The sequence below is a fragment of the Methylomonas sp. 11b genome (genome assembly GCF_000515215.1).
Taxonomy (GTDB): Bacteria; Pseudomonadota; Gammaproteobacteria; order Methylococcales; family Methylomonadaceae; genus Methylomonas.
On the sequence record NZ_KI911557.1, the window covers coordinates 3340127 to 3365213 of the forward strand.

Annotated in this window: 17 protein-coding genes; 7 read left to right on the forward strand and 10 right to left on the reverse strand. The window is 53.2% G+C overall.

The genetic code is table 11. The features are described 5' to 3' along the window. Positions 1–91: 91 nt before the first annotated feature. The 6 genes from METH11B_RS0116085 to METH11B_RS0116110 form a co-directional block, all read right to left on the reverse strand. Entirely contained in the window at positions 92–4786 is a 4695-nt protein-coding gene (locus METH11B_RS0116085; RefSeq protein ID WP_231499626.1) for an MG2 domain-containing protein, read from the reverse strand. Positions 4787–5305: 519 nt separating this feature from the next. Next, complete coding sequence (locus METH11B_RS29195) at positions 5306–6100, reverse strand: hypothetical protein (protein WP_026602898.1); 795 nt, start codon at positions 6098–6100, stop codon at positions 5306–5308. Beyond that, positions 6097–7785 carry a hypothetical protein gene (locus METH11B_RS0116095; RefSeq protein ID WP_026602899.1) on the reverse strand — a complete coding sequence of 563 codons (1689 nt, stop codon included), beginning with the start codon at positions 7783–7785 and terminating at the stop codon, positions 6097–6099. Before METH11B_RS0116095 ends, METH11B_RS29195 begins: the two co-directional genes overlap by 4 nt. Then, the gene (locus METH11B_RS27915; RefSeq protein ID WP_026602900.1) at positions 7755–9527 is read right to left on the reverse strand and encodes a DUF1175 family protein; all 1773 of its coding nucleotides are present in this window, start codon (positions 9525–9527) and stop codon (positions 7755–7757) included. Before METH11B_RS27915 ends, METH11B_RS0116095 begins: the two co-directional genes overlap by 31 nt. 241 nt (positions 9528–9768) lie before the next feature. Beyond that, positions 9769–10485, reverse strand: coding sequence for a VPLPA-CTERM sorting domain-containing protein (locus METH11B_RS0116105; protein WP_026602901.1), 717 nt, complete (start codon positions 10483–10485; stop codon positions 9769–9771). 96 nt (positions 10486–10581) lie between these two features. Further along, positions 10582–12747, reverse strand: a complete 2166-nt coding sequence (locus METH11B_RS0116110) for a zeta toxin family protein (protein WP_026602902.1) — start codon at positions 12745–12747, stop codon at positions 10582–10584. A 324-nt stretch (positions 12748–13071) separates the two neighbouring features. Between METH11B_RS0116110 and glyQ the strand changes: the two genes are divergently transcribed. From glyQ to METH11B_RS0116135, 4 genes are read left to right on the forward strand one after another with little or no spacing between them, the layout of a single operon-like run. Continuing rightward, entirely contained in the window at positions 13072–13986 is a 915-nt protein-coding gene (gene glyQ / locus METH11B_RS0116120) for a glycine--tRNA ligase subunit alpha (RefSeq protein ID WP_026602903.1), read from the forward strand. Position 13987: 1 nt separating this feature from the next. Beyond that, positions 13988–16057 carry a glycine--tRNA ligase subunit beta gene (gene glyS, locus METH11B_RS0116125; RefSeq protein WP_026602904.1) on the forward strand — a complete coding sequence of 690 codons (2070 nt, stop codon included), beginning with the start codon at positions 13988–13990 and terminating at the stop codon, positions 16055–16057. Further along, a complete protein-coding gene (gene gmhB, locus METH11B_RS0116130) occupies positions 16054–16596 on the forward strand; it encodes a D-glycero-beta-D-manno-heptose 1,7-bisphosphate 7-phosphatase (RefSeq protein ID WP_026602905.1) in 543 nt (180 codons plus the stop codon). Before glyS ends, gmhB begins: the two co-directional genes overlap by 4 nt. Next, entirely contained in the window at positions 16562–17326 is a 765-nt protein-coding gene (locus METH11B_RS0116135; protein WP_036276077.1) for a lysophospholipid acyltransferase family protein, read from the forward strand. The genes gmhB and METH11B_RS0116135 overlap by 35 nt, the downstream gene beginning before the upstream one ends. A gap of 383 nt (positions 17327–17709) precedes the next feature. On the opposite strand, the gene METH11B_RS29510 is transcribed toward METH11B_RS0116135, so the two are convergent. From METH11B_RS29510 to METH11B_RS30010, 3 genes are all read right to left on the reverse strand, one after another. Further along, positions 17710–17847, reverse strand: coding sequence for a hypothetical protein (locus tag METH11B_RS29510; protein ID WP_020483805.1), 138 nt, complete (start codon positions 17845–17847; stop codon positions 17710–17712). Between the two features lie 101 nt (positions 17848–17948). Beyond that, the gene (locus METH11B_RS0116145; RefSeq protein ID WP_026602907.1) at positions 17949–19856 is read right to left on the reverse strand and encodes a DCC1-like thiol-disulfide oxidoreductase family protein; all 1908 of its coding nucleotides are present in this window, start codon (positions 19854–19856) and stop codon (positions 17949–17951) included. A gap of 134 nt (positions 19857–19990) precedes the next feature. Continuing rightward, complete coding sequence (locus METH11B_RS30010) at positions 19991–20119, reverse strand: hypothetical protein (RefSeq protein ID WP_020483807.1); 129 nt, start codon at positions 20117–20119, stop codon at positions 19991–19993. Between the two features lie 231 nt (positions 20120–20350). Between METH11B_RS30010 and METH11B_RS0116155 the strand changes: the two genes are divergently transcribed. After that, a complete protein-coding gene (locus METH11B_RS0116155; protein ID WP_020483808.1) occupies positions 20351–20752 on the forward strand; it encodes a hypothetical protein in 402 nt (133 codons plus the stop codon). Positions 20753–20807: 55 nt separating this feature from the next. Here METH11B_RS0116155 and METH11B_RS0116160 read toward each other — a convergent pair whose 3' ends face one another. Further along, entirely contained in the window at positions 20808–20999 is a 192-nt protein-coding gene (locus METH11B_RS0116160; protein WP_020483809.1) for a DUF2970 domain-containing protein, read from the reverse strand. A 76-nt stretch (positions 21000–21075) separates the two neighbouring features. Here METH11B_RS0116160 and metH point away from each other — a divergent pair, with 76 nt between their 5' ends. Both metH and METH11B_RS0116170 read left to right on the forward strand, forming a co-directional pair. After that, positions 21076–24747, forward strand: coding sequence for a methionine synthase (metH, locus tag METH11B_RS0116165; RefSeq protein ID WP_026602908.1), 3672 nt, complete (start codon positions 21076–21078; stop codon positions 24745–24747). An 11-nt stretch (positions 24748–24758) separates the two neighbouring features. Next, a complete protein-coding gene (locus METH11B_RS0116170; protein ID WP_026602909.1) occupies positions 24759–25004 on the forward strand; it encodes a glutaredoxin family protein in 246 nt (81 codons plus the stop codon). Positions 25005–25087 lie beyond the last annotated feature (83 nt).

Sequence of the window (25087 nt, forward strand, 5' to 3'; positions counted from 1 at the left end):
TTCATATGGGCCTTATTCCTGCGCTTTTGTTTAAAGAATTTATTCACAGCTAATTTTAACCCGTAAGGCGGATCGCCTCACGGCATCCCCCCTACCTAACATTCACCCGCCCCGCCAAACTATTCCCCTGCACCGCTTCGTTATACATATCAAAGCCGCTGGCCGGCGGAATCGCGGCGCTGCCGGCTCTGGCGACGCGCCAGACTTGATACAAGGTCAATTCGCCACCGACTTGGAGCTTGGCGACGCGGACAATGCGGTCCGGGTAGCGTTGAGTTTCCTTGATGTTGGCCCAGTAGCTGTCGTCTTTGGGTTGGATTTTGGCGTCGGCCAGATAGGTTTCATCGTTTTCCTGGCCTTCCGCCGAGCTGGGAATACCGTCTTCGATGACCACATACTCGCTACCAGGCGCTGGCCGACCGGCATCGGCGCTACGTTTGACGCGCACTTCGCTGACCACCACATCGCCGGATTTCAAGGCCTGGCTCATGTCGATCAACTCGCTGCCCTTGGCGGTGATGCGGCGGAAGTTGCGTTGCACCTCCAGACCGGCGGCACGAGCGGCGACGGCTTGATACGGCACTTCAACAGCGACTGTGGCGCTGGCAATTTCGTCGGCATTCAACTCAGCGAGATGAAGCTCACTCAGGTCGGGACTGTCGCCAAAGCGGTTGAAGTTGCCCAGATAGCCGCCGGGTATGCGTTGCAATGTGCCCAGCGCAAAGCCGTCTTTGCTGCTGACCGAAATACTGCGGGAGTTTTGCTTGGCCGCTGCCGCCGCTTCCTTAGATAACAATTCGCGGCTGTTGAAGATCACCTGCGCGGTATCGTAAGTCGATTGCCAATAGCCGTTTTGCTGGGATTGCAATAGCAAACGCTTCAGTTTGGCTTCCAAGGCCGGCGGTAAGGCCTGGGCATCGTTCAACGTGCCCAAACCGGCAGAAATCAAGCTGGGTAGGCCAAATCCAAAACCCAAGCTGTTATACAACTCGCCGCGTTGCTGCTGATAGTTCGCTGGATCAAGCGCGTCCAGCGCCAGTTGCAAGCGCTTAAGCAAATCGGTTTTCAGCTGCGGCCGGTCTTTGAACTGCTGATTAAAGCTATGCCAGTTTTGATTCTCGTAAGCTTTGACGATACGCAACGCGGCTATCAAATCACCCGCACCGGCATGGGCATCGGCAAGCAGTTTTTCGACAAAATCGGCCTGCTGTTGCCAAGGCGCGTTGTAAGCATAACCAACTGTCGCAAAACCGCTCAACACAAAACCATCCGCCGTCGCGTTGCCCTCGGCGTGATTGTTCAGCCAATCCATGCCTTTGAAATAGGCGTTATTCACGCCTTCTACTTGCAAGTCGTTGGCGTATTTCAGGGCTTGCAGGGCAATCAAGGTCACCGGCACGGTGGGTTCGCTATCGCTGGGCCACAAAGCAAAACCGCCATCGGCTTTTTGATTTTGAATCAGTTTACGCACACCCAAGGCCGCGTTCTGCATGGCGCGTTGCAAGGTGTTTTCCAGCGGCCCCAATTGCTCGGATTTCAGACCGGCGCGCTCGATCAAGTCCATTAACACCAGATTCGGCACGGTGCTGTGCGCCAACTGCTCGGTGCAACCGTAAGGGTATTGCACCAGCGTGGACGCTGCTTGCAATGCGGCCCCCAGCAGGCCGGAATTGACCCGTACCGTCACCTGTCGCGGCTGAGCTTGCTCAGGCAAGTCGATGCGCAGCAGATTGTCCTGCTGAACGCTGCTATAAACCTGCGGCAGCGCGGCGGCTTTTAACGGGATCTCGAATTCCTCGGCACCGCCGACACGCACACCAGCCGGCGCAGTCAAAGCCACCTTCAGTGCCGGCGCACCTTGCCGGTCGTTGGCGCTTAAGCGTAACGGCCACAATTGCTCGGCTTTAGCCGCCAGTTCGGCTTGGGGTGCGGTCTCGCCGCTTTGCACAGGCAAGGCGTCCGGCAAGCTGATGCTACCGGTCAATTTCACTGGCTGGGCCAAGTGATTGGTCAGTTTCACCGCCACGTCCACCTCGTCGCCCTGCCGTAAAAATTGCGGGCCGACCATATCCACCGCCACGTCGGTGACGCTGCGGAATTGGCCGGTGGTTTCGCCTATGCGGCCGTCCTTGTCGCTGGCGACCGCCGTGACCAGCCATTCGGTGACATTAGCCGGCATGTCCACATCAATGGTGGCATTGCCTTTCGCGTCGGTGATCACGTGCGGAAACCATCCGGCGGTATCGCGCATGGCTTTTTTCGCCAATTTGCTTTGGCTCTTCAAGGCGCTGAGCGAGAAATTGGGTTTACGCAGCAAGTCGGCGTAACCGTAGCCTTGCAGATCGTCGGAATAGAAGGTCGCTAAATTGCTGCGTTGCAGCGGATAGAAAAAATCGAAAATGCCGGGGCGGAATTCGGCTTGCACCGCGTACACGGCGCGGTCGACGATGGATACCGCGATTTCGGTATTCGCCGCCGGGCTACCGTCGGCGCGTTTGACTTGCAACTTGATTTGGGTGGGTTTCAGCGGTTCGGTTTCGGCTTTTTCCGGCTCGATAGCAATCTGCAATCGCTTTTCCCACGGCACGATTCTAAAACCCAGCGTCTGCTCCTTATACTTGCCGCCGGCCACCGGCACGGTCACGGTGTGGTAAAAGCCAGTGCCGTATTCGGGTTTGGCGGTTACTTCAAACCAGCGGCTGCGGCCTTGGGCTGGCGCGCTGCGGCTGTCGAACAAGCGCGCGCCGGCCACGGTTTCCCAAATCGCGCCGCTCTCATTATTGCCCCAGGCCTTGGGCAACAAGGCAAACACCTTGGCTTGCTCGCCGGGGCTGAGGATGGTGGTGGGCGTGTACAGTTCCAGTTCCTGATTATCAGCCACCGCTTCGCCACCGCTGCCGGCGACGATCAAGGTGCCGGGTTGAGAACTGGCCGGATGGTTTAAATTGCGGCCATCCAGGCTTTCCAAGCGGGCGACGGCAGTGAGCCGGCCAAATTCTTTCAAGGCCGGAATGGTCAGTTTTTGCTGACCGCGCTCGTCGGTCGCGAAATCCAGTTTCACCAGGCTATGCTTGCCGCTACCCGGCTGTTCCAGCATCACATCGACCACGCCGCCGGCTTTGGCGGCCGGCTTGCCGTCGGCATAGCTGGATTGCAACAGCAATTGCAAATCCTGATCCCCAACCGCCGCGACGGTTTTATTAAAACGCACGGCCGGCTGCGCTTCGGACAAGGTGGCATAAATGCTGTCGGTCAAAATCGCATTGCCGCCGGCCGCGTCCTGAGCGCGCACCATTAAAGAATAAATCCATTCCTGATCCGACTTTTCCTGGTCGGTTGCCGGTACGGTAAACTCGAAACTGCCGTCGCCGCTTTCATCCAGCTTGGCGGCGGTTTCCCAAGGGTTGCTGGCATCGACAGCTTGGCGTTCTTCGATAGAGCTATACAACCGTTGCGGTTGGGTCAATGGCGCGGCGGATTTGACCTGGCCGAAATAGTCGTTGCCGGCGGCTAAACCCGCGCCGGCTTCGGTGACAAATTGCGGCGCTTCGAACTTTTTCCGGTACAGAAACACTTCAAATTTGACGTTCTGCGGCACACCGCCGCTGTAGCGTTTGGCGCGGAATTTTAGTTTAAACGGCTGGCCGGCCTGTACCACCGGGCTGCGATCCAGCCATTCCAGGTAAAACGTGGGTTTAATGTAATCGCGCACCCGAAACTCGCCACCGTAGGCTTTGTGGTCTATCTCGGCCAGTAAGCGATACAAGCCCGGCGTCTGGCTGGGATCGAGATCGAAACTACCGGAAAACGAACCGAAATCGCTGAGCTGAGTTTGGCCTTGCAAACCGGTGGCGTTGCCGTCGGCACGAATCAGAGACACATCGGTTTGTTTGGATTGAAACGCCGGAATCCGCAACTGGCCGTCCTGTAAATTGCGCACGATGCCTTTGTAATAAAAGGTTTCGCCGGGCTTGAAGATTGGCCTGTCAGTCATCACGAATACCGCGTCGTCCTTGGCTTGCGTCGGCAAGAAGTCGGTGGCAGTCAGGGCGGTGCGCGCCGCTTCGTTAGGCTTAGCAGGCGGCGCATCGACCCGCACCAGCAATTTGCCATCCAACACGCCATCCAGGTTGTTAAAACTCAATTCGCCGGCGGCGTTGGTGCTGGCCGGCAAGGTTTGCCAGCGGCCACGCCCATCGCGGTAACTGACTTTGGCACCGGCCACCGGCTGTAAATCGCGGTTCATCGCCCGCACTAGCAATTGCTCGCTAGACTGTTTGACCTGCACCGCCAGGCTGCTGACCTGAATCAGACACTGCGCTTCGTTTTTGCCTTGCACCGCTTGCAGCAAATAAATGCCGTCCGGCAATGGGTCGAGCGCCACTTGACGGACTTTATAGCGATGCTCGCTCCAGGTATCTTCGTTAAACCACCAGCCCAAATCATGAGTTTGCTGACCGTTGCGCAGCAAATCCAGGTAACTTTCTTTCACCACCGTAAACCCTTTCGGCGGCGCGACTAAAACCTGCTGCGGCACCGACACCAGCGGCTTTTCTGTGACGGTGAGCACCGAGCCGCTGAAATTGGTTTCTTTCAAAGACTTGCGAAACTCGACATCCAGCATGCCGCGCAACAGCTTCAACGGCGATTGCGCATTGTTGAGACCCTTGGCGAAATAATGGCCGGGGTTCAGCTCGCTGACCGGCTGCTCGTAACTGCGACTGACGTTGAACTGGCCATCCAGAAAGCTTTCCAGGTTATTGGCTTTTAGCACTCGGAGTAGCATCGGCTGGTCGGTGAGGGTGTAATCGAGGCGAATGTTGGGGGCTTCGGTGTTGGTGAAGCTGCGTTCGGCGGTTAGGTAGAATGGGCTGCCAGCCCATGAAGCGGTTGCGGTTAGTAATGTTACAAGCAGTAAGAAATGGCTGATGGCTTTGAGTAGCGCGCTGGGATTTTGTGTCGCTGTCGCGACGGGTTGTTTAATGTCGGTTCGCGGACCGACAACCGCGATACTTTTCTTTGCTTGGCCAAAGAAAAGTATCCAAAAGAAAGGCCACCCGGACGCCGCTTTGATCCTGCGCGCCGAAGCTTTTGTCGAGGGTTTTCGGAAGGGGCTTCCCAGCCCCTCCGAAAACGAGCGGCATCCCTGCCGCTCCCCTAACGGGCAATTCTCGCCAAAAGCTCCGGTGCTCGGCGCGGCATACGGGAGAAAACCTACTCCAACTTTCCGAATCGCAACACTGATACTGGTTATTGCTATTAAATTGTGCTTAGGCATTTTCGACCCCAATGTTTGTTAGTGTCATTACTGTTTTTTATGCCGCCTTTTTTGAGCACGACGAATTTCAGTGACATAGTGACGAAACAGCGCAGCTGTGGATGAATCATAGGAATCCGACGATGGGGTATACAGAGAGCCAAAACGGGGTAGTACGTAAGGTGAGCGATCACCTAGCAGGAATAGCAGGTAGGTTATTCCTGCTTCTAGGAAAACGGGGCATCTTGCGTTAGCCTGCTCAGTTGAGTCTGTTGCCCCCTGAACGACATCTCCAGGCTTTCCCGCTCCCTTCAAAACCTCAACGATTCGACCTTCGAAGTCAAAATTTGGCGCATACCAACTATCACTAAGGGGCTTGCTATAGTTAACTGTATCAACGTTTATCACGTAGACTTGGTCATACGCCTTCAACTTCTCTAATGGAAATGTAGGCGGGTAGTACAGTGATTTACAGGCAGAACCAACATTCGACCAAACCAGAAATACCAATAACACTAGATAGGTGACTGTTGCGATTGAGACAGTGGGAATCCCGTATGCCGCGCCGAGCACCGGAGCTTTTGGTGGGAATAGCCCGCAGGGGCGATGCACGGATGCATCGCGTTGCCGAAGGGGCAGGAAGCCCCTTTCGGCAACCCCCACCAAAAGCGAGGAGCGCAGGGAATAAGCGGCATCCGGGTCGCCTTTTCTTTGGATACTTTCTATTGGCGATGCAAAAGAAAGTATCTCGGCTGTCGGTCCGAGCACCGACATTAAATAAACCGTCGCGTTTAGCGACACTTTCAATAACAACAACCCAAACAGCAAAGTCAAAATAATCATTTCCCACCTTCCTGAGCTATCAACTTACCTTCCAAACGCGCACCAGAATCCCCCTCAACCCGCCCCGCATAACTCAAAATCGGCAAGCCGAAAAACAACTTATCCCCCTCCTGCCGCATCGCGGCTTTGGCGGCTTCGTAGTCTTGCTGCCAGCGCGGGGCAAACTCATTGGCTTCCTGCGCGTTACCCGCACCGCCGGCCAGAAATAGTTCGCGCACTGCCGCGCCGGGGTTGACGAAGGCTGTCAGCTGCGCGGCTTGCCAGCGTGGTTTTTCGATGCCGCGTTGCCAATCCAAGGGGCTTAAGGACTGTTTGTTGCAGGCGTCTTTCATCCGGGTCAGCAAGCTTTCCGAACTGGCAGCCAGAAACAAACTGCCGCCGGCGCATTCCGCGCCCAAGTCCGGGTCTTTTAAATATTGCGCATACGCGGCGCTGGCTTGTGGCTGCTGGGGATTGGCGACGATGATGCCCACCGCGCCGGTCGGGCTATCGGCGGTGAAATCCCAAACCAAACCCACGCCAGCCGGCTCGGCACTGGGGGGATTAGTTGACGGGCCATTGGCTGCCAGTGTTTGCCAGTCGGCTGTGGTTAAATCGGGGGATAAGGCCAGACTGGCAGCGACGCCGGCAAAGGCATCATGCGGAATGCTGGCTAAAACGCCTTCAAACAATTGTCCGTGTAATTGGCTTTGCCAAGCCGCCGCCGGCAGATTCAAGGTACCCAGTTGGCCGTCTGTTAAGGCAAAATCCCATTGCAGCGGATAGGTCGGTGCGCCGGTCAGCACCGGCAGCAAATTATCGATAAAGGCTTCGGATCGCAGCGTTAAACTCAAGGGCACATCACTGCGGCGGCTTTGCGGGGCGATGCTGTCGATCACGTTCAATAACGCTTCCAGGCTTTGCGCCAGATAAATCCGCTCGCGGAACTGGGTAAAAAACAGCTTCTGTAAACCAATCCGGGCTTCCAGGATCGGTTCCGGCAGTTTGTTGAGACGGTAACCGCTGCTGGCCAGCACGCCGGCCAAGGCCGGCATGGCTTGATCGGCAAACTGGCTGTCGCTACGCGAGTAGCTGATGACCCAGCCCTGGCTGGCATGGGCCATGTCGTAATGCAGCTCGGCATTGGCGGCGACGGCATCGCGCAGCAGCTGCGCTAGAAACTCGCCTTGCAGGCCTTCCAGATTGAGTTGCTCGGCTTTCACTTTCAGGCTTTGCAATAACCCAAAAAACAAACCTTGCACGAAGCGATTGCCGAGCAAGCTTTGTACTTGCGGCTGGGCATCCCACCATTTTAAAAACGCTTCGCCGTCATTGAAGTTCAAGGTAAAGGCCACCGGATGTTTTTTCACATACCAAGTCGCCTGCTTCGGACAATCGGCGGGACGCTGTACCGTGACATCCATGGTGGTGCCCGAGCCGACATCGCCGCCAGTCAGGGCCGGACAATGGTCGTCGCCGGCCGGCACCTCGTCGTTACTGCCAACCAGCGAGGTACCGGCATCCAAGTCGTTATTGGCGGAGTCGCGCAATTTCACGGTCAAATCCAGCAAGGGCAAGCCGGCACGCATCAAGCGGCTTATTGGCTGCCGGGAATAATCCTGATAGCCGACGATACCAGCGGTAGCGGTTAGCACCACCGCCGAGGCAATCACGGTCAGGCGTTTTGCGGGGCTAAGCGGTTCCATTCGTACACTCCAAGGAAATAGGGGTTTTCAGCGCGGGGGATCCACACCGGATCGGGCGATTGCAATAATTCGGCGACGCTGACCACCCGCACTTGGGCGTCGGCACCCTGTGCTCCGTTGTGGTACACCGCTAGATTTTCCGGATGGCCGGCGGCGAACATCATCAGATGATATGGCTCGTCGTTGATTAGGGGCTTTTGGTACACCAGTAAATCACCGCTTTTTGCCGTTGCCAGGTCGCGGGATTTTAAGCGAAAGTTGTAGCCGATCAGGGTTTCCGCGTCGGCGAAATGGCCGTAGCGCGCTTTACCGTTGTTCAAGCCGGTTTGCCAGATTTGCGGGTAGGCGGGGACGGCTTTGCGAGCCTGTTCGGACAAGGGCGGCAACATCAGTTTGGCCGGTACGCCGAGTTTGGCGGTGCGCGCGGCATCGCGTGGCTCTAAAGCGGTGCGGTAGGCAAAACGCACCAAGCCTGCGCAGTCGCGTTGCTTCGGTTCCCAGAGCGGGCTGAGTTTACGGGCTTGCAGCAAGGCTATGTCGGTGACGACTTTGCGCAGAGCTTCGGCATCTTGTGCCGGCAAGTAAGTTTGCCTGTTTACATGCGCCACACCACCGCCCTCTATAGGCTGCTGTGACAGCCCCCTCTCCCCTTGGGAGAGGGTTGGGGTGAGGGAAATCAAATAAGGTGAATCATTTATTTGCAAACCCTCACCCTGCCCTCTCCCGGAGGGAGAGGGTTCTATTTTGGCTTTTACGAGAAGCTCGTTTCCAGCGGGAGATGGAGTTGCGTTGCTTCCCGATTCAGGCGGGTCCAGATAGCCCAACTCTTCAGCGCTGTCCTCGGCTTCACCTTCCCGCTTGGGTTCGTGTTTGATGTATTCCTTTACTTCTATTGGCATATCCCGTTCGGCATCCTGCCCCGGCACATAGATTTTCGCCGGCTGGCGATTGCCTTGGATCACTACATAAGCCAGGGTTTTGGTTTCGCCGGGCCGAGCCAAGGGTTTTTGCACTCGGCGCCGGCTTTCCGTGGGTAAACCTTCATCCAGAATAATATCCAGATTAGCCAAGGTATGTTGCACTGCGCCGCCCGGCCAGTAATTGGTGTCGATGCGGAACACACCGAGCGGCGGGGCCGGATGCACATATAAATACGGCCCGTAGCCCGCCTGGTCGAAATTGTCGCCGCTTTGATTTAAAAAGAAGATACCGCCGCTGTTGGAATTGGTGTCGGCCCAATAGACGTGGCTGTTATCCGGCTCGTAAATGTGTAAATCGGTATAAACGCCGTCGCTATCGCTGGTGAGTACTACTTTTAAACCTATCGATGAAATCACCGCATCGACCGTAGTCGACGCTTTAGCAACACCGGCGCTGTTGGCACATTCGGCAATCACGGTGTTTTTGCCTTTGGCGGCGGGAAACGCGCGCGCAAAGCTGCCGTTGACATTGCGCACGTAATAGCGCACGCCGTTGATGTTAACCACAATCGGATCGGCAGTCGGGTCGGAACAGGTGCCGGCCACGGCGATTTGCAAACCGCCGGTCCAACCGCCGGCTGGTTTGCTCAGCGTCAGCGTGGGGGCTGTGGCAGGTTCGGTTGTTACTGGATGCTGTCTGCCACGCCTGGCCAGAATATCTGGATCGTCGCTAGGAGCGGCGGGGCTTTGAGCCGATAAAACCAGCAGAAAGGCTGTAACCCCGCCTAGCCAGCGAATATCGAACAAGTGAGGTATCCGCATTAAGGCCTCCGTCGGTCTACCGGATTTTGTAAGTGCTGGAAATGTAGCAAGCAAATCCGCTAACGGCAAATCTAACTGCCGGTTGTTCTGCATAACGTGGACAGGCCACATTTTTTTGGCGCAAAAAAAAATCCCCCGCTCCGGCTGGAGAGAGGGATCTTCTTCATCAAGAGATAAACGACAAAAGAAAGAACGCCGACAGGCGACTCTTTAAGCTGGGCCGATTACTCCATGGTCAGGATTAAACGGCAGTCCGACGTCGTTGCAGACCCAAAAAGCCGACCAAGCCAGTCAAGAACATCCAGGCCGCTGCTGGCAGAGGCACCGGAGAACCTAAACCGCCGCCGCCGGCTGTGTCACCATCGCTAACAAATGAATCACTGTCTCCGTCCGTACCAATTGATCTGACATGTAAGCCGATGCGTAAAGCTTCGTCTTGCAGGCCATGCGCAAGGTCCAAAAAGCTAACACCAGTCTGTAAGGCTATACGAATACCCAGCAAATCGTTACTGGCGTTGATCCCTTTATTGGGATTGCCTGGATTAACATCGGCACCAAAACCAGAAGTTGCAACAAAACCGATTGTGTTGCCACCTGGCAAATTACTTGGGTTCAGGGTAGTACCGAAATCGGTAGTGCCTCCAAGCTGCAGAAATGGGGCGTATTGAGACAGCAGAAAGTTGCTATCGTCAAAATAGATCTCGGCGATATTGGAAGCAATGCCAACAGCATTTTTAAACGTGAATAACACGTCAGTGGCACCAATACTTTGGTTTAAAAATGTTAGAGCATCGGCTGAATTGTATACCTCAACACTCAATTGGCTAGCCACGTTTTGACTGCTGTTATTAGTAACACGGGTAAAATCCAAGCTTATGGGCGACGCAAAAACTTGGGTGCTGGATAACAGCAACACTCCAGCTGCTACAAACGATTTGCTTAAAACGAACGATTTCATTGCAAGGTTCCTAATGAATTAAAAAGCGATGATTCATTCTATAGACTAAGCAAATCACTCACAACCCTCCCAAAAGGGCATAAACGAAGGATAAATTTATTCGAGAGTCCCTTGCAGCCGGGTAATCCAAGCATCTTTAGCATTCGGGTCGACATGAAACGCCAGCGCCACCGGTTTGTGCAACAAACCTTCTTCGCCGGAGGCGTTGGGATTAAGTTGGCGTTTTTCTACAAAGTCGATCAAGCGTCTTAGGTGATAAACCAGTAGTACTCGATTGCCCTCGCTGCCTTTGTAGATTAAGTAGCCGACATTGTCTTCGCTCAAATCCGGGTTTCGGGTAATCAGCGCTGTCAATTTGGTTTCACAATCGCCGGCCAGGCTTTTCAATACCGAATCCGGATGCAAGCGTATCAATTTCACTAGGTGCTCGACCAAATTGCCGGCCAGTTGTTGCTGTTGCAATTGCTCTAGCTCTGTGTCGCTGCATAAAAAGCTTTCTGCTACCAAATAATGCCGATCGCGCTCGCCGTCATTGGCGAACAGCGAGATTTTCGCCACCGCGGTATCCTCCAAGGCATTGAGAAATTCTTGCGGGGAGCGGATATGCTTATCGATGGTCACTACCCATGGTAAGGCGCGACCGGTCGCTTCAAACCGCGACTTAACGCTGCCGATGACCCCCGAACGCGAGAGCTCTTGTTCACGGCCCGCCGGCTTGACTAGAAAAGCATCGACGGCGGCAATTTGGGTGCGAAAGCCGGCGGCCTGAAAGTGCTTGATGGCGGTGGAATAACGCGGAGAGTAGGGGATGCCGGTGCCGTCGTACAAAATATTGATCCGCAGCTCGCGGGCATGCTGCGCTACCAAGTCGCGCAGTCGGTTCGCAAAAGGCTCGACATAAACGTAGTCGTCGCTGTGGTGATTGGCGGCAGTCAGCAGTCGGTACAAATCGCTGAGCTTTCTAAATTCGTCCAAGGAAGCGATGACGAAATTGTCGCCACACAATGCGGTGGCGATTTCCTCGACTGCGGTTTTGCCGACACCGGCACCGCCCATACTCATCAAAAACTGCGGTTGATCGACCGGGGTTTTGCCGGCGAAAATCGCGTCGCGGGCCGCCAATAAAATCCGGGTGATCTTACCTAAACGCTCGTAGGCAATTTCCACGGTGCGGCGCAAACGGGTTTCGTTGCGAGCGGCGACCAGCATTCTTTGTTTTAAGGCTTCGTTGTCCCCTAATAAAAACAAATTGGCCTGCTCGCCGGCACATTGTTTCAATAAGTCTATTAGTTCGGCTTGGCTGGGGGAGCGCAAACCGGTGAGCATGTTCACGTCCAAGCAAAACAAGGGCGCAACGCCGTCCTCGCGGATGGGGATCGCGTCGATCTCGTTTTTGCCGGGGGCGCGCAAATCTTCGGTGCCCGGCAGATAACCGATCACGTGCTCGGACACACTTAAGGGATTGTCAGCAAAATGCTGGCCGGCAATCAATTGTTCTGCGGTAATACTGCTCAGCGGCACCAGGCCGCCAGTCACGGTGATCAGGCATTCCACTCCGTCGCTGGTGATATGCGATAGAAACGGAATCCCCAGCAAAAAGCGTTTGTTCTCCGGCCATTTGCCATAGCGGTTGGCTTGGTTATGCAGGCTTTTAATCCGGCGGGGATCCAGCGCATGGGCAAAGGCGCGGCTCAGCGCCCGGTGTTGGCTATTGTGATCGTGCAGCACCAAAGCATCTTCGGCGGTTAGGCGGCGAAAATCAATGCCTTGCTCATATACGGCCTTGAAGGCCGGCAAATTACCGAGTGTGGAAATGAAAAAATCCAGCGTCATGCGATTGCCGTAGCCAAAAGGCCGAATCACCCGTAGGGAATGATAAAAGCTGGCCAGTCGCTCGGCGATGTCCTCGCTGTGGATGACAAAGCCGTTGTTATCGAAAATCGCACTATCGGCATTGCTGTCGCCATCCAACACCAAGCGCTCGATCGCCTCGCGGAACTGTTTGCGCTTGCCGGCATCCGGCATGGTACCGGGTCGGTGGGTGACAGTAGGCTGTTCTTTCCAATCGCTGAACATCTCGCGATGAATGCGCGAGTACAAGCCGGTCATATATGTAACCCGTTTGGTCTGATCGTGCGAGACGGTGATTTCCAGCTCTTGCAACAAGGTCGACAATAATCCGGCACCTTGAGCAATAGCTAACGCGGTACGCAGGCGTTTTAGCGGTCGGTAACCGGGAATGTGCCGGCAGGGGTTTTGCATGATCCACCCTCTTATTTTTTATAGTTATTATTTTCTGGGAGCTGATCTTAACTGGTTATTGACGGAGAAGGAATATTGGCTGAATGTCTTTCAACGGAGAACCGCTATTGTTGGCAGCTGAGTAAGTCCGTTGCGTTGCGTTATGGCGATCCGGTGTATGACGACGCTAGTGGGGATTCGGCGCATCAGTGCACAGATGATTCTGCTTGCCTGGAGCGATGTTAGCGGGCTTGGGCAGGATTCTTTAAAGCCCCTTGACGCCTGTCTGGCGAGCGCTTTTCAGGTACAATAAACTCATTTTTTATCTATCAAGTGGCTCCCGACGTGTCGAATAGCAAAAACGATGTCTCTACTTTTCAGGGCCTGATTCTGACCCTGCAGGAATACTGGTCGAATCAGGGTTGTGTGTTGTTGCAGCCTTTGGATCAGGAAGTCGGCGCCGGCACTTTCCACCCCGCCACTTTCTTGCGCGCCATCGGTCCGGAGCCATGGAACAGCGCTTACGTGCAACCTTCGCGCCGTCCGACCGATGGCCGTTACGGTGAAAACCCCAACCGCTTGCAGCATTATTACCAGTTTCAGGTGATCATGAAGCCGTCGCCGGATAATATTCAAGAGCTATATCTGGGCTCACTACGCCATTTGGGATTGGATTTACTGGAACACGACATTCGCTTCGTCGAGGACAACTGGGAGTCGCCAACGCTGGGCGCCTGGGGGCTGGGTTGGGAAGTGTGGCTTAACGGCATGGAAGTCACCCAATTTACCTACTTTCAACAAGTCGGCGGCCTGGAATGCCGGCCGGTGAGCGGCGAGATAACCTATGGCCTGGAGCGGATTGCGATGTATCTGCAAGGCGTGGAAAGTGTGTATGACTTGGTGTGGACGCGCGGCCCGCAAGGCGTGGTGACCTATGGCGACGTGTTCCATCAAAATGAAGTGGAAATGTCGGAGTTCAACTTCGATCACGCTAACGTTGATTTCCTGTTTCAGTGCTTCGACACTTACGAGCGCGAATGCCTGATGTTGCTGGAGAAAAATCTGCCGCTGCCGGCTTACGAAATGGTGTTAAAAGCTTCGCATTCCTTTAACCTGCTCGATGCCCGCCACGCCATTTCGGTCACCGAGCGTCAACGTTACATCTTACGGGTACGGAACATGGCAAAATCGGTCGCCGAAGCCTATTACAACCGCCGGGAAGCGCTAGGCTTTCCGATTCTCGCCAGACAGGGAGCGTAACATGACCGAGACTAATCATTTATTGTTCGAACTGGGCTGCGAGGAGTTGCCGCCGAAGTCTTTGAAAAAACTCAGTCAGGCCTTGCTGGACAACATTCTGGCAGGCTTGCAGGAAGCCGGTTTGAGCTACGACCAAGGCCGGGCTTATGCCACGCCGCGTCGGTTGGCGGTTTTGATCGACGATCTACAAACCTTTCAAGCCGATAAAGTCGTGGAAAAACGCGGACCGGCAATTCAGGCGGCTTATGGTCCAGACGGCTCACCGAGCAAGGCGGCGCTGGGTTTTGCCGCCAGTTGCGGCGCCAGCTTTGAGGAATTGGAAAAGCTGGAAACCGACAAAGGTTCTTGGTTGGTCTTCAAACAGGCGGTAAAAGGTCAGGCAACCGCAGAATTGATTCCGGACATTATTCGTAAAAGCCTGGTCAATCTGCCGATTGCCAAACGCATGCGTTGGGGCAGTTTCGACGCTGAATTTGCCCGGCCGGTGCATTGGGCGGTTTTGCTGTTTGGTTCCGAGATTCTAATTACCGATATTCTCGGTCGCACCACCAGCCGAGTTACCCGCGGCCATCGCTTTCATTCACCGCTGGATTTGAGCATCGGCAGCCCGCATGAGTATGTGGATATTCTGAAACAGTATGGCAAGGTGCTTGCCGACTTCGAAGAACGCATGACCATTATCCGCGACGCCGCGAATCAAGCTGCCAGCAACGTTGGCGGTATCGCCCATATCGAAGACGATTTGCTGGAAGAAGTGGCTGCATTAAACGAATGGCCGGTACCGGTCGTGGGTAATTTTGACGCGCGTTTTCTGGCGTTGCCGCAGGAGGTGTTGATCACCACGATGCAATCAAACCAGAAATATTTCCCAGTGAAGAATGCGGCGGGCCGGCTGTTACCGCATTTCATTACCTTCGCCAATATCGAAAGCTTCAACCCTGACGCCATTCGTCAAGGTAACGAGCGCGTGGTGTTGCCACGCTTGGTTGACGCTGAGTTCTTTTGGAAACAGGATAGGAAACAGTCGCTGGCCGAGCGCGTCGAGAGTCTGAAAAGTATCGTTTTTCAGAAAGATCTGGGCACCTTGTTCGATAAAACCCAGCGCGTCGCCAGCTTGGCGGCCTTGATCGCCGAGAAGTTGGGCGCCGATGTCGAATTAGCGAAGCGCGCTGCACTGTTGGCCAAAACCGATTTGATGACCAATATGGTCGGCGAATTCGCCAACCTGCAAGGTACGATGGGCCGTTATTACGCGGCGGCAGACGGTGAACATGCCGACGTGGCGTTGGCCTTGGAAGAACATTATTATCCCAAGCAATCCGGCGGCGCGACACCGAGCGGCCAAATCGGCCAGGTGTTGGCGCTGGCGGAAAAAATAGACACCCTGGCCGGCATTTTCAGCGCCGGCTTGATTCCAACTGGCGATAAAGATCCTTACGCCTTGCGCCGAGCCACACTGGGTATCTTGCGGGTACTGATCGAAAATGGTATTGCGCTGGATGTTGTCGAACTGCTGGATGCAGCGCTGGATCAGTTCAGCCATAGCTTTAACAAAGCCGAAACCCGGCAAAAGGTAATCGCTTTTCTGTTCGACCGTTTAAAAGGCTATTGTCTGGATCAGGGCTACACCAGCCATGAATTCGAAGCGGTGCTAGCGGTCAATCCGACCAGCCCCTTGGATTTCATGCTACGTATTCGCGCCGTGCAAAGCTTTAGAGCCTTGCCGGAAGCGGAAAGTCTGGCGGCCGCGAACAAGCGCATTATCAACATCCTGAAAAAATCGGATCAAGCGCCTACCGAGAGCATTGGCGCCCTGGTCGAGGCAGCCGAGAAAAACCTGCTTGCGGCGGCCGAGCAATCGGAAACCGACATTCTGCCCTTGCTGGCAGAACAGAAATATCCGCTGGCCTTGAGCCGTTTAGCGCAATTGCGCGATAGCGTTGATGCGTTTTTTGATAATGTCATGGTCAATACCGACGACGAGGCTTTACGCAATAGCCGTTTGGCATTGCTGGCCAAATTGTCCAATCAATTCCTGAAAATTGCCGATATATCTAAACTGCAATCGTGACCGAGCGTTACGTTATTCTGGATCGGGACGGCACTATCAATGTCGATTCCGACGCATTCATCAAATCTCCGGAGGAATGGCTGCCGCTGGCCGGCAGCCTGGAAGCACTCGCTTTGTTGAATCGGCACGGTTACAAAGTCGTGGTGATCAGCAATCAGTCGGGGATTGCCAGAGGCTTGTTCGATTTGGCGATGTTGGAGGCGATACACGCCAAAATGCTGCAATTAGCATCCAAGGCGGGCGGGAGCATAGAAGCCATTTATTTTTGCCCTCATGGCCCAAACGACAGTTGTGATTGCCGCAAACCCCTGGACGGTCTGTTTCGGCGTTTTGCCTTCGACACGCGAGCCGATCTGAGTCGGACTTATGCGATTGGCGACTCCTTACGCGATATTAAGGCCGCCGAGTCAGCCGGCGCCAAACCGATTTTGGTCAGAACCGGGAAAGGCGAAAAAACCGCTATTGATAATCCCCACCTCAACGTTCCTATTTTCGATAATCTTTATGACGCAGCCACGCACATCGTCTCGACAGCCTGATTTCAGAGTCTATTTAGGCTCGACATTGTTGTTCATTTACATAGTATTCTCGACACTGATCGTCGGTGTGGCCATCTTGGGCGGTTTTTTTCTACCGTTTCCGATGCGCTACAAAATCGCCGACATTTGGATCAACTGCCTGCTGTATATGCTGAAGTTGTGTTGCGGCTTAAGTTATGAAGTGGAAGGCCTAGAAAACATTCCGCGTGATAGCGCGGCGATTATCCTCAGCAAACATCAATCGGCCTGGGAAACGGTGGCCTTGCGGCAATTTATTTCCCCGCAAACCGCGGTTCTGAAAAAATCGTTGCTGCAAATTCCATTCGGCGGCTGGGCCTTGGCGACGTTAAAGCCGATTGCGATTGATCGGCAGAATCAAAAAGAAGCATTAAAAATGCTGATCGATCAGGGTATCGAGCGTTTGCAGGAAGGCTTGTTTGTAGTGGTGTTTCCTGAAGGAACCAGAGTGGCGCCGGGAGCGCATAAAAAATTTAACGCCGGCGGCTCTATGCTGGCGCAAAAATCGGGTTTTCCGGTGATCCCCTTAGCGCACAATGCTGGCGAATATTGGCCACGTAACAGCTTTTTGAAATATCCGGGCGTCATTAAGGTAAAGATTGGGCCGGCCATTAGCAGCATCGATAAAAAATCGAAAGATATAAATGCAGAGGCGGAGGCATGGATCAATAAAGCGATGCAGGAAATCGACGAGGAACGAACTGAGGGGTAAATCGAAATAGGGTATTAAAACTTGACCCACAAAAAAGGCCCGCTTTCGCGGGCCTTTTTTCAAGCTTAAAGATTAAAGCGCTACAGAAGTAGAGCTAGAAACTTTTTGTTTTGACGCATCTGGATCGTCCATGCAACCGCTCAGGCCAACAATCATCAGGGTCATAGCTAAAAGAGATAATACTTTTTTCATAACATCCTCCAAATAAAAGTTTTTTATATTTTTTCGTGTACTGAATCTAAACAAAAAATTAAGCACGGCGAGATTTAAACATGCCGAAGCAGTTTGGCGCAAACTAAATCTGTTTGGAGGAAAAAAATCTGGAATATAAGGCCCACTTGCGTGGGCCTTACTCAGGAAGGAATATCCTGCCAGGGCTAGGATTATTTAACCCCTGAACCTTGTTGGCTAGGTGAACCATAGCCTTTTGGTTTTGGATTGCCTTGGTCTGGGTCGTCCATGCAACCGCTCAAGCTTACAATCATCATCACCATAGCCAAGACAGAAAATACTTTTTTCATAACATCCTCCGATTTAAAGGTTTTTTATTTTTGTGTGTACTCAAATTCAAGCACGCAAAATTTATAGCATGACAAAACCGAGTATGCAATACCCTAGATGTTTACAAAATATCGATGTCTTTCGGCAGATTGATCTTTATGTCCTTTCCTGCCCACTGTGCGGAGCCTATTGCTTGCCATTCTCCGGCCAAGTTGCTGTTCCTGAGGTCTTTTTCCCACACAAACGGTGCTCGAATTCTCTTCATTTTGACGATAAATTGTGTGCTATCCAGCTCTAAACCGGTTTTTTTTCCCCAGAACGCCGTAACTTTCATGATGAATTTTTTCAAGCGGAGCTCGTCGATATTCGGCGTTACCGCAATGTTGGCCCACATGGAATGCACCCGTCCCCAATTCGGCGCCAACAGGCGGCCTTGCCGATCAACAAACGGTAACCATTGCTCTTCGCCGTTGGCATCCAAGTAGGTAATGGCCAGTAAACGGTCGTAGCCTTCGAAATGGTCGTGCAAATACAAGGCATGCGGAGTGATACCTAAAAACGTGTGAGACATCATCAAAACAGCATTGCTCATATCCGCCAGCATGCTGGTTATCGGCGACTGACGGGTGTTGACATGCAGTCGATACAACAAGCCATAGTGAAAGCTGCTGTTGAACTGAAACAAGATCAATACCAACAGCACTTTGCTGATTTTGTGTACGCGACTTCTGGCGGGTAGTGCATGCTCCGCCTCGAAAATTCGTTCGTAGAAGCTCGGCGGCAGGCTTTCGGCTGATGTAGGCAGACAACTCACATCGCAAACCAAACGTGCACGCGAATCGGCAATTGCCCGATAACGCCCGCATATCCACTGATAAAGCAGTGGTAGCTTCATGGCCCAGCCTATCATCGCGGTATAGCGCATCGAGATTAAAATCTGCGCGTAAGTATCAACGCCGGCATAAACCCGCCCGTCACTATCCACCGCGTACAAATCAGTCAGTAGCTGCTCTTCGCCCAACTCGGCTAGAGCTGGATAGTCGATTGCAAACACTTGTGCGGGTTTGAAATCGACGCCGTGCAAAACGTCGAAATGATTGAGCGTTAAAACCGTACGGTTACACAAAGGGCATTGCTGGTCGTAAAAAACCGTCAATAGCGGCTGTTTGACCCGCAGAAAGACGCCGATTTTTCTATACCAGGCAAACGGCATCACTAAAACGTAAAAAATCAACATTCCCATGCCAAACGGGTAAATATTGAACGACAGCGTGATGCCGATATGTAGCGAGATACCCAGCAGAAAATACAGCCATCTAAACTGGCGGCGATGGAAAAACAACAGGAAAGTAAACTGGAACACGATGATGGTGTAACCGATAATTTTCTGCAAAATCTCGATGTTCAACAACCAGGACAAATCCAGCGCGGACATGTAATACGGAATCGAAGACGGCAGCCAGGCACCCAAGCCGTTGCGCCAATGTTCGGCAAACATCTTGTGGATCGCCGAATCGAAGTATAAAAATCCCAGACAAATCGCGACAGGCAGATAATAGGTCAATGCAGACACTTCTGAAGCCTGGTATTGAGAGTAATGCACGAACGGGCGCAGCAATTTTTTTCTGAGGCTATCCACAGAGAAAGCCTGATCCATCGGCATGAAGATCAGAAAAAAATTGGCGCCGATCATGAACAAATCAAAGCCGCCGTCGAAATCGCGCTGCATTGGCGTGAAATTGACGAACAGCAACCAAAAAATGTAATTTGCAATACTGGCCGCCTGGCAGCGGTAGCCGATGACCAAGCAAAACGCCACCACTGCCCATAGCCATAAAAAGAACGGGATCATCGGAAATTCGACATCCATGAACGGGATGGGATCGAATATCAAGTGGTTGAAATACAGCAGAAAGAATACTTCCTGTAGTGTCACCAACCCGAACAATAGCCTGAAAAGGCCTACGCCGGTAGCGGGTACTTTTTTGGAATAAAGCGCGTTTATTTTCTGAACTAACAGTTTGTACATAGCGGGTCGGCAGGCCAAAAGGCCACGGATTATAAGGTATTTAAACTAGGCATGCTTCAGGCAAAAAAAAAGCGGCTACGGGATCTATCCGTAGCCGCTTTTTCCAGAAAAGCTTTGTAAGCGAGGGGTGTAGCTTACTCTTCGTCTTTAGGCTCAGCAAAAACCCATTTTACAAAAAAGTATCCTGCAGCGATGATAACCAGCGCTCCAATCATGCCCGACGGTTCTTTCAGCATTTCTGTTAAATCTAAGATCGCTCCCATGGGTGCCTCCTACCTTTAGTTAGTTGTTATAAAATTTGCCATGTCTTTGGCGGTCGAGCTTCATATGTTACTTTAGCCACCTTCAAAGTCAAGCGATTCATGGCTATCGCGGAAACATCCGACCGCAATTGCCATCCAGGTGGATTATGGTAGTATGCCTTCTCAACCTGAATTTTGAGAATTATAAAAACAGTTACAACAAGGGGAATAGAGATGATTGGTGGCGTAATAATGATTTTGACGGCAATCTGGGTATATCAAACCCTGATAAAAGCCAAAACGGGTAATGTTCTGATGTGGGTAGCCGGCTGTGCCATAGTGTTCTTGGTCATTCAGGTGATGTTCTACAACATCAACATCATGATCATCGACGGTTTGGACGGTAAAGATGTCGGCGGCGAATATGATCGCGACCTGACCAGCGTCGGTGATAGAAAAACCCAGGAAGGTGCCGGCGGCTGGTTCATGCCGGTTTTCTTCGAATTACTGCCGCCGTTTGCCGGTGTGCTGGCCGTGGCTTTGATTCGTTGTCAGTTTATTTTGAAACAAGCGTTGACTCCGGCCAATCTGTTCAGCGGTATCAAAGAGTTGTTCGTCAGCATCAAAAACAGCTTTAAAACCTCCAGCAACTAAACAGGCTGACTCCGAAGCCCAAGGTTGCTTGGGCTTCGTTACCGACCGAAATTCCTCAGCCGCCGGTAACTGCGGATACGATGCTGACTATTGTTAAAATAAACAACACAGTCACAATCAGCCCCACGACAATATAGGCAGGCAAAGAGCCATGCTGAAAATCAACCTCTCTGTTCTTATTGCTTTGCACGCCGATCACGGCGGCAATTACGCTTTTTACGACATGCAATAGACTGGGTTTAGACATGATTTCCCTCAAAAATTGGTTTGATAACAATACGGACTAGCCCACCGTACATTCACCCTTGCGACCATCAGGCAGTATGAACAGCACACAAAGATTACACCAGTTATTATCTCAGCGGATTTTGTTTCTGGACGGTGCGATGGGCACCATGATACAGAGCTACAAATTGGAGGAGAAGGATTATCGCGGCGCTCGCTTCGCCGACTGGCCTGTCGATCTTAAGGGCAACAACGATTTATTATCGATTACTCAGCCGGAGGTAATCAAGGCGATTCACCGCGCCTACCTGGATGCCGGTTCGGATATTCTGGAAACCAATACTTTCAATTCCACCCGTATCGCGATGGCCGATTATCGGATGGAAGACCTGGCTTACGAAATCAATGTCGCTTCGGCACGGGTTGCCAAACAGGCCGCAGAGGTAGTCAGCGCGTTAACGCCGGACAAACCCCGTTTCGTTGCCGGCGTGTTGGGACCAACTAATCGCACCTCCTCAATGTCACCGGATGTAAATGATCCGGGCTTCCGCAACATTACCTTCGACGACTTGGTTGCAGCCTACAGCGAAGCCACCCAAGGCTTGATCGACGGCGGTGCCGACATCATCCTGATAGAAACTGTATTCGATACGCTGAATGCCAAAGCGGCGATTTTCGCGGTCGAACAAACCTTCGACAAACTCGGCTACAAACTGCCGGTGATGATCTCCGGCACAATCACCGACGCCTCCGGCCGCACGCTGTCCGGACAAACCGCTGCCGCGTTCTGGTATTCGTTGAAGCACGTGCAACCGATCTCGATCGGCTTCAACTGCGCGCTAGGCGCCCAGGAATTGCGCCAGTATATAGAAGAACTGTCCAACATCGCCGATACCTACGTTTCCGCTCACCCTAATGCCGGCTTGCCGAACGAATTCGGCGAATACGACGAAACGCCGGAGCAAATGGCCGCCGAATTGGCCGACTGGGCCGCCAGCGGCTATCTGAACATCATCGGCGGTTGTTGCGGCACCTCGCCCGATACCATTCGGGCCATCGTAGCCGCGCTAGACAAATATCCGCCGCGCCGGATTCCGGAATTGGAAAAACGCTGCCACCTAGCTGGCCTGGAAGCTATGAGCATCGGTCCGGAAACGCTGTTCGTTAACGTCGGCGAGCGCACTAACGTCACCGGCTCGGCAGTGTTCAAAAAAATGATCATTGAAGAGCGTTATGAAGAAGCCTTGGACGTTGCCAAACAGCAGGTCGAAAACGGCGCGCAAATCATCGACATCAATATGGACGAAGGCATGCTGGATTCTAAAGCCGCGATGGTGCGCTTTTTGAACCTGCTGGCAGCCGAGCCGGACATTGCCAAAGTACCGATCATGCTCGACTCATCCAAATGGGAGATTCTGGAAGCCGGTCTGAAATGCATCCAGGGTAAGGGTGTTGTCAACTCGATCTCCATTAAGGAAGGCGAGGAAGCGTTTATTAAGCATGCCAAGCTGGTGCGCCGTTATGGCGCGGCGGTGATCGTGATGGCGTTCGACGAACAAGGTCAGGCAGACACGATGGCGCGCAAAGTTGAAATCTGCACCCGCGCCTATAAAATTCTGACCGAACAAATCGGCTTCCCGCCGGAAGATATTATCTTCGATCCGAATATTTTCGCGGTCGCCACCGGCATCGAAGAACACAACAATTACGGCGTCGATTTCATCGAAGCCACTCGCATCATCAAACAGACTCTGCCGCACGCCTTAATTTCCGGCGGCGTCTCCAACGTGTCGTTCTCGTTCCGCGGCAACAATCCGGTGCGCGAAGCGATCCATGCGGTATTCCTGTATCACGCCGTACAAGCCGGCATGGACATGGGGATCGTCAACGCCGGCCAATTGGCGATTTACGCCGACATCCCGGAAGAACTGCGTAACGCCGTCGAAGACGTCATCCTGAACCGCACGCCGGAGGGCACTGAACAACTGCTGGCAATCGCCGAAAAATATCGCGGCAGCGGCCAGGCAGCCAAGGTGGAAACCCTGGAATGGCGGGAATGGCCGGTCACTAAACGCCTGGAACATGCGTTAGTGAAAGGCATTGCCGATTACATTGAAGAAGATACCGAAGCGGCAAGGCTGGAAGCAGAAAAACCGTTACACGTCATCGAAGGGCCTTTGATGGACGGCATGAATGTGGTCGGCGACTTGTTCGGCGAAGGCAAGATGTTTCTGCCGCAAGTGGTCAAATCGGCGCGAGTCATGAAAAAAGCCGTGGCGTATTTAATGCCGTTTATGGACGCTGAAATAGACGGCAGCGAGCGGCAAACCAACGGCAAGGTGCTGATGGCCACCGTCAAGGGTGACGTACACGACATCGGCAAAAACATCGTCGGCGTGGTATTGCAATGCAATAATTATGAAGTCATCGATTTGGGCGTGATGGTGCCGGCCGAGACGATTCTGAAAACTGCCCGCGAGCAAAATGTCGATGTGATCGGCCTCAGCGGCCTGATCACGCCGTCGCTGGATGAAATGGTGCATGTCGCCAAAGAAATGCAACGCCAAGGCTTCACGATTCCATTGATGATAGGCGGCGCGACGACTTCGCGCGCGCATACCGCCGTAAAAATTGAACCGCACTATCAGTCGCCGACCGTCTATGTCACCGATGCATCGCGCAGTGTCGGCGTGGTCAGCTCCCTGCTCAGCGACGATTTAAAAGCCGATTTCGTGGAAAAAACCCGTGCCGAGTATGAAGTGGTGCGCGAGCGTCACAAGGGGCGACACGCTAAGAATCCACAACATAATCTGGAAAAAGCCCGGCAGAACAAATTCAATTACGCCAGCCATCAGCCGGTTAAACCTAAGTTCCTCGGCACCAAGGTAGTCGATAATTTCCCGCTGGATACGCTGGTTTGGTACATCGACTGGACGCCGTTCTTCCAGACTTGGGAATTGTCCGGCAGCTATCCGGCCATTCTTAGCGATCACGTGGTTGGCGTCGAAGCCACCAAGCTATTCGAAGACGCTCAGGAGATGCTGAAACACCTGATTCGCGAGCAATGGTTGACAGCCAAGGCCGTCATAGGCTTCTTCCCGGCCAACAGCGACGGCGACGACATCGTGCTGTATACCGACGACACCCGTAGCCAGCCACGCGAAACGCTGCACCATTTGCGCCAGCAAAACGTCAAGGCGCCGGGTCGGCCAAACTACTGTCTTTCCGATTTCATCGCTCCGATCGGTAGCGGCATTGCCGACTATCTGGGAGGTTTCGCGGTGACCTCCGGTATCGGCATCGAAACCAAACTGGCCGAGTTCGAAAAAGATCATGATGACTACAGCTCCATCATGCTGAAAGCGTTAGCCGACCGTCTAGCCGAAGCCTTTGCGGAATACATGCATCAAGCCGTACGCCGGGATTACTGGGGTTATGCCGAAGATGAACAACACGATAACCACGCGCTGATCGAGGAAGCGTATCAAGGTATCCGTCCGGCGCCTGGCTATCCGGCTTGCCCAGACCACACCGAAAAAGCCAAGTTGTTCGAGTTGCTGAACGTCACCGAAAACACCACCATCGAACTAACCGAAAACTTTGCTATGTATCCGACTGCGGCGGTTAGCGGCTGGTATTTCTCGCACCCTGATTCGCAGTATTTCAACGTCGGCAAGATCGATCAGGACCAGTTGGAGGACTATGCGCGGCGCAAAGGCTTGAAGATCGAAGTGGCAGAACGTTGGTTGGCGGCGCATTTAAACCATTAACCGCTAAAGTAATGACGGATTTTATCCTGTTCGGCACCGAAGGCTGTCATTTGTGCGAAGAGGCGGAAGCGTTATTGGTAGCCGCCGGGCTGGATTTTATGAGTCGGGACATTATGGACAACGAGCAATGGCAGGTGGAGTATGGTTTGTTGATTCCGGTGTTGTGGCACGCCCAAAGCCAAAATCAACTGAATTGGCCATTCGATAGCCTACAATTAAAAGCGTTTAGCACCGCCATCGATACAGTCGAATACTAGCCAGCATGCCGGACGCAGTATCGGTTTAGCGGTAGTCAAATCGCAACTGCCGGAACATCGCAACGCAAAGCGGCGAACGATAA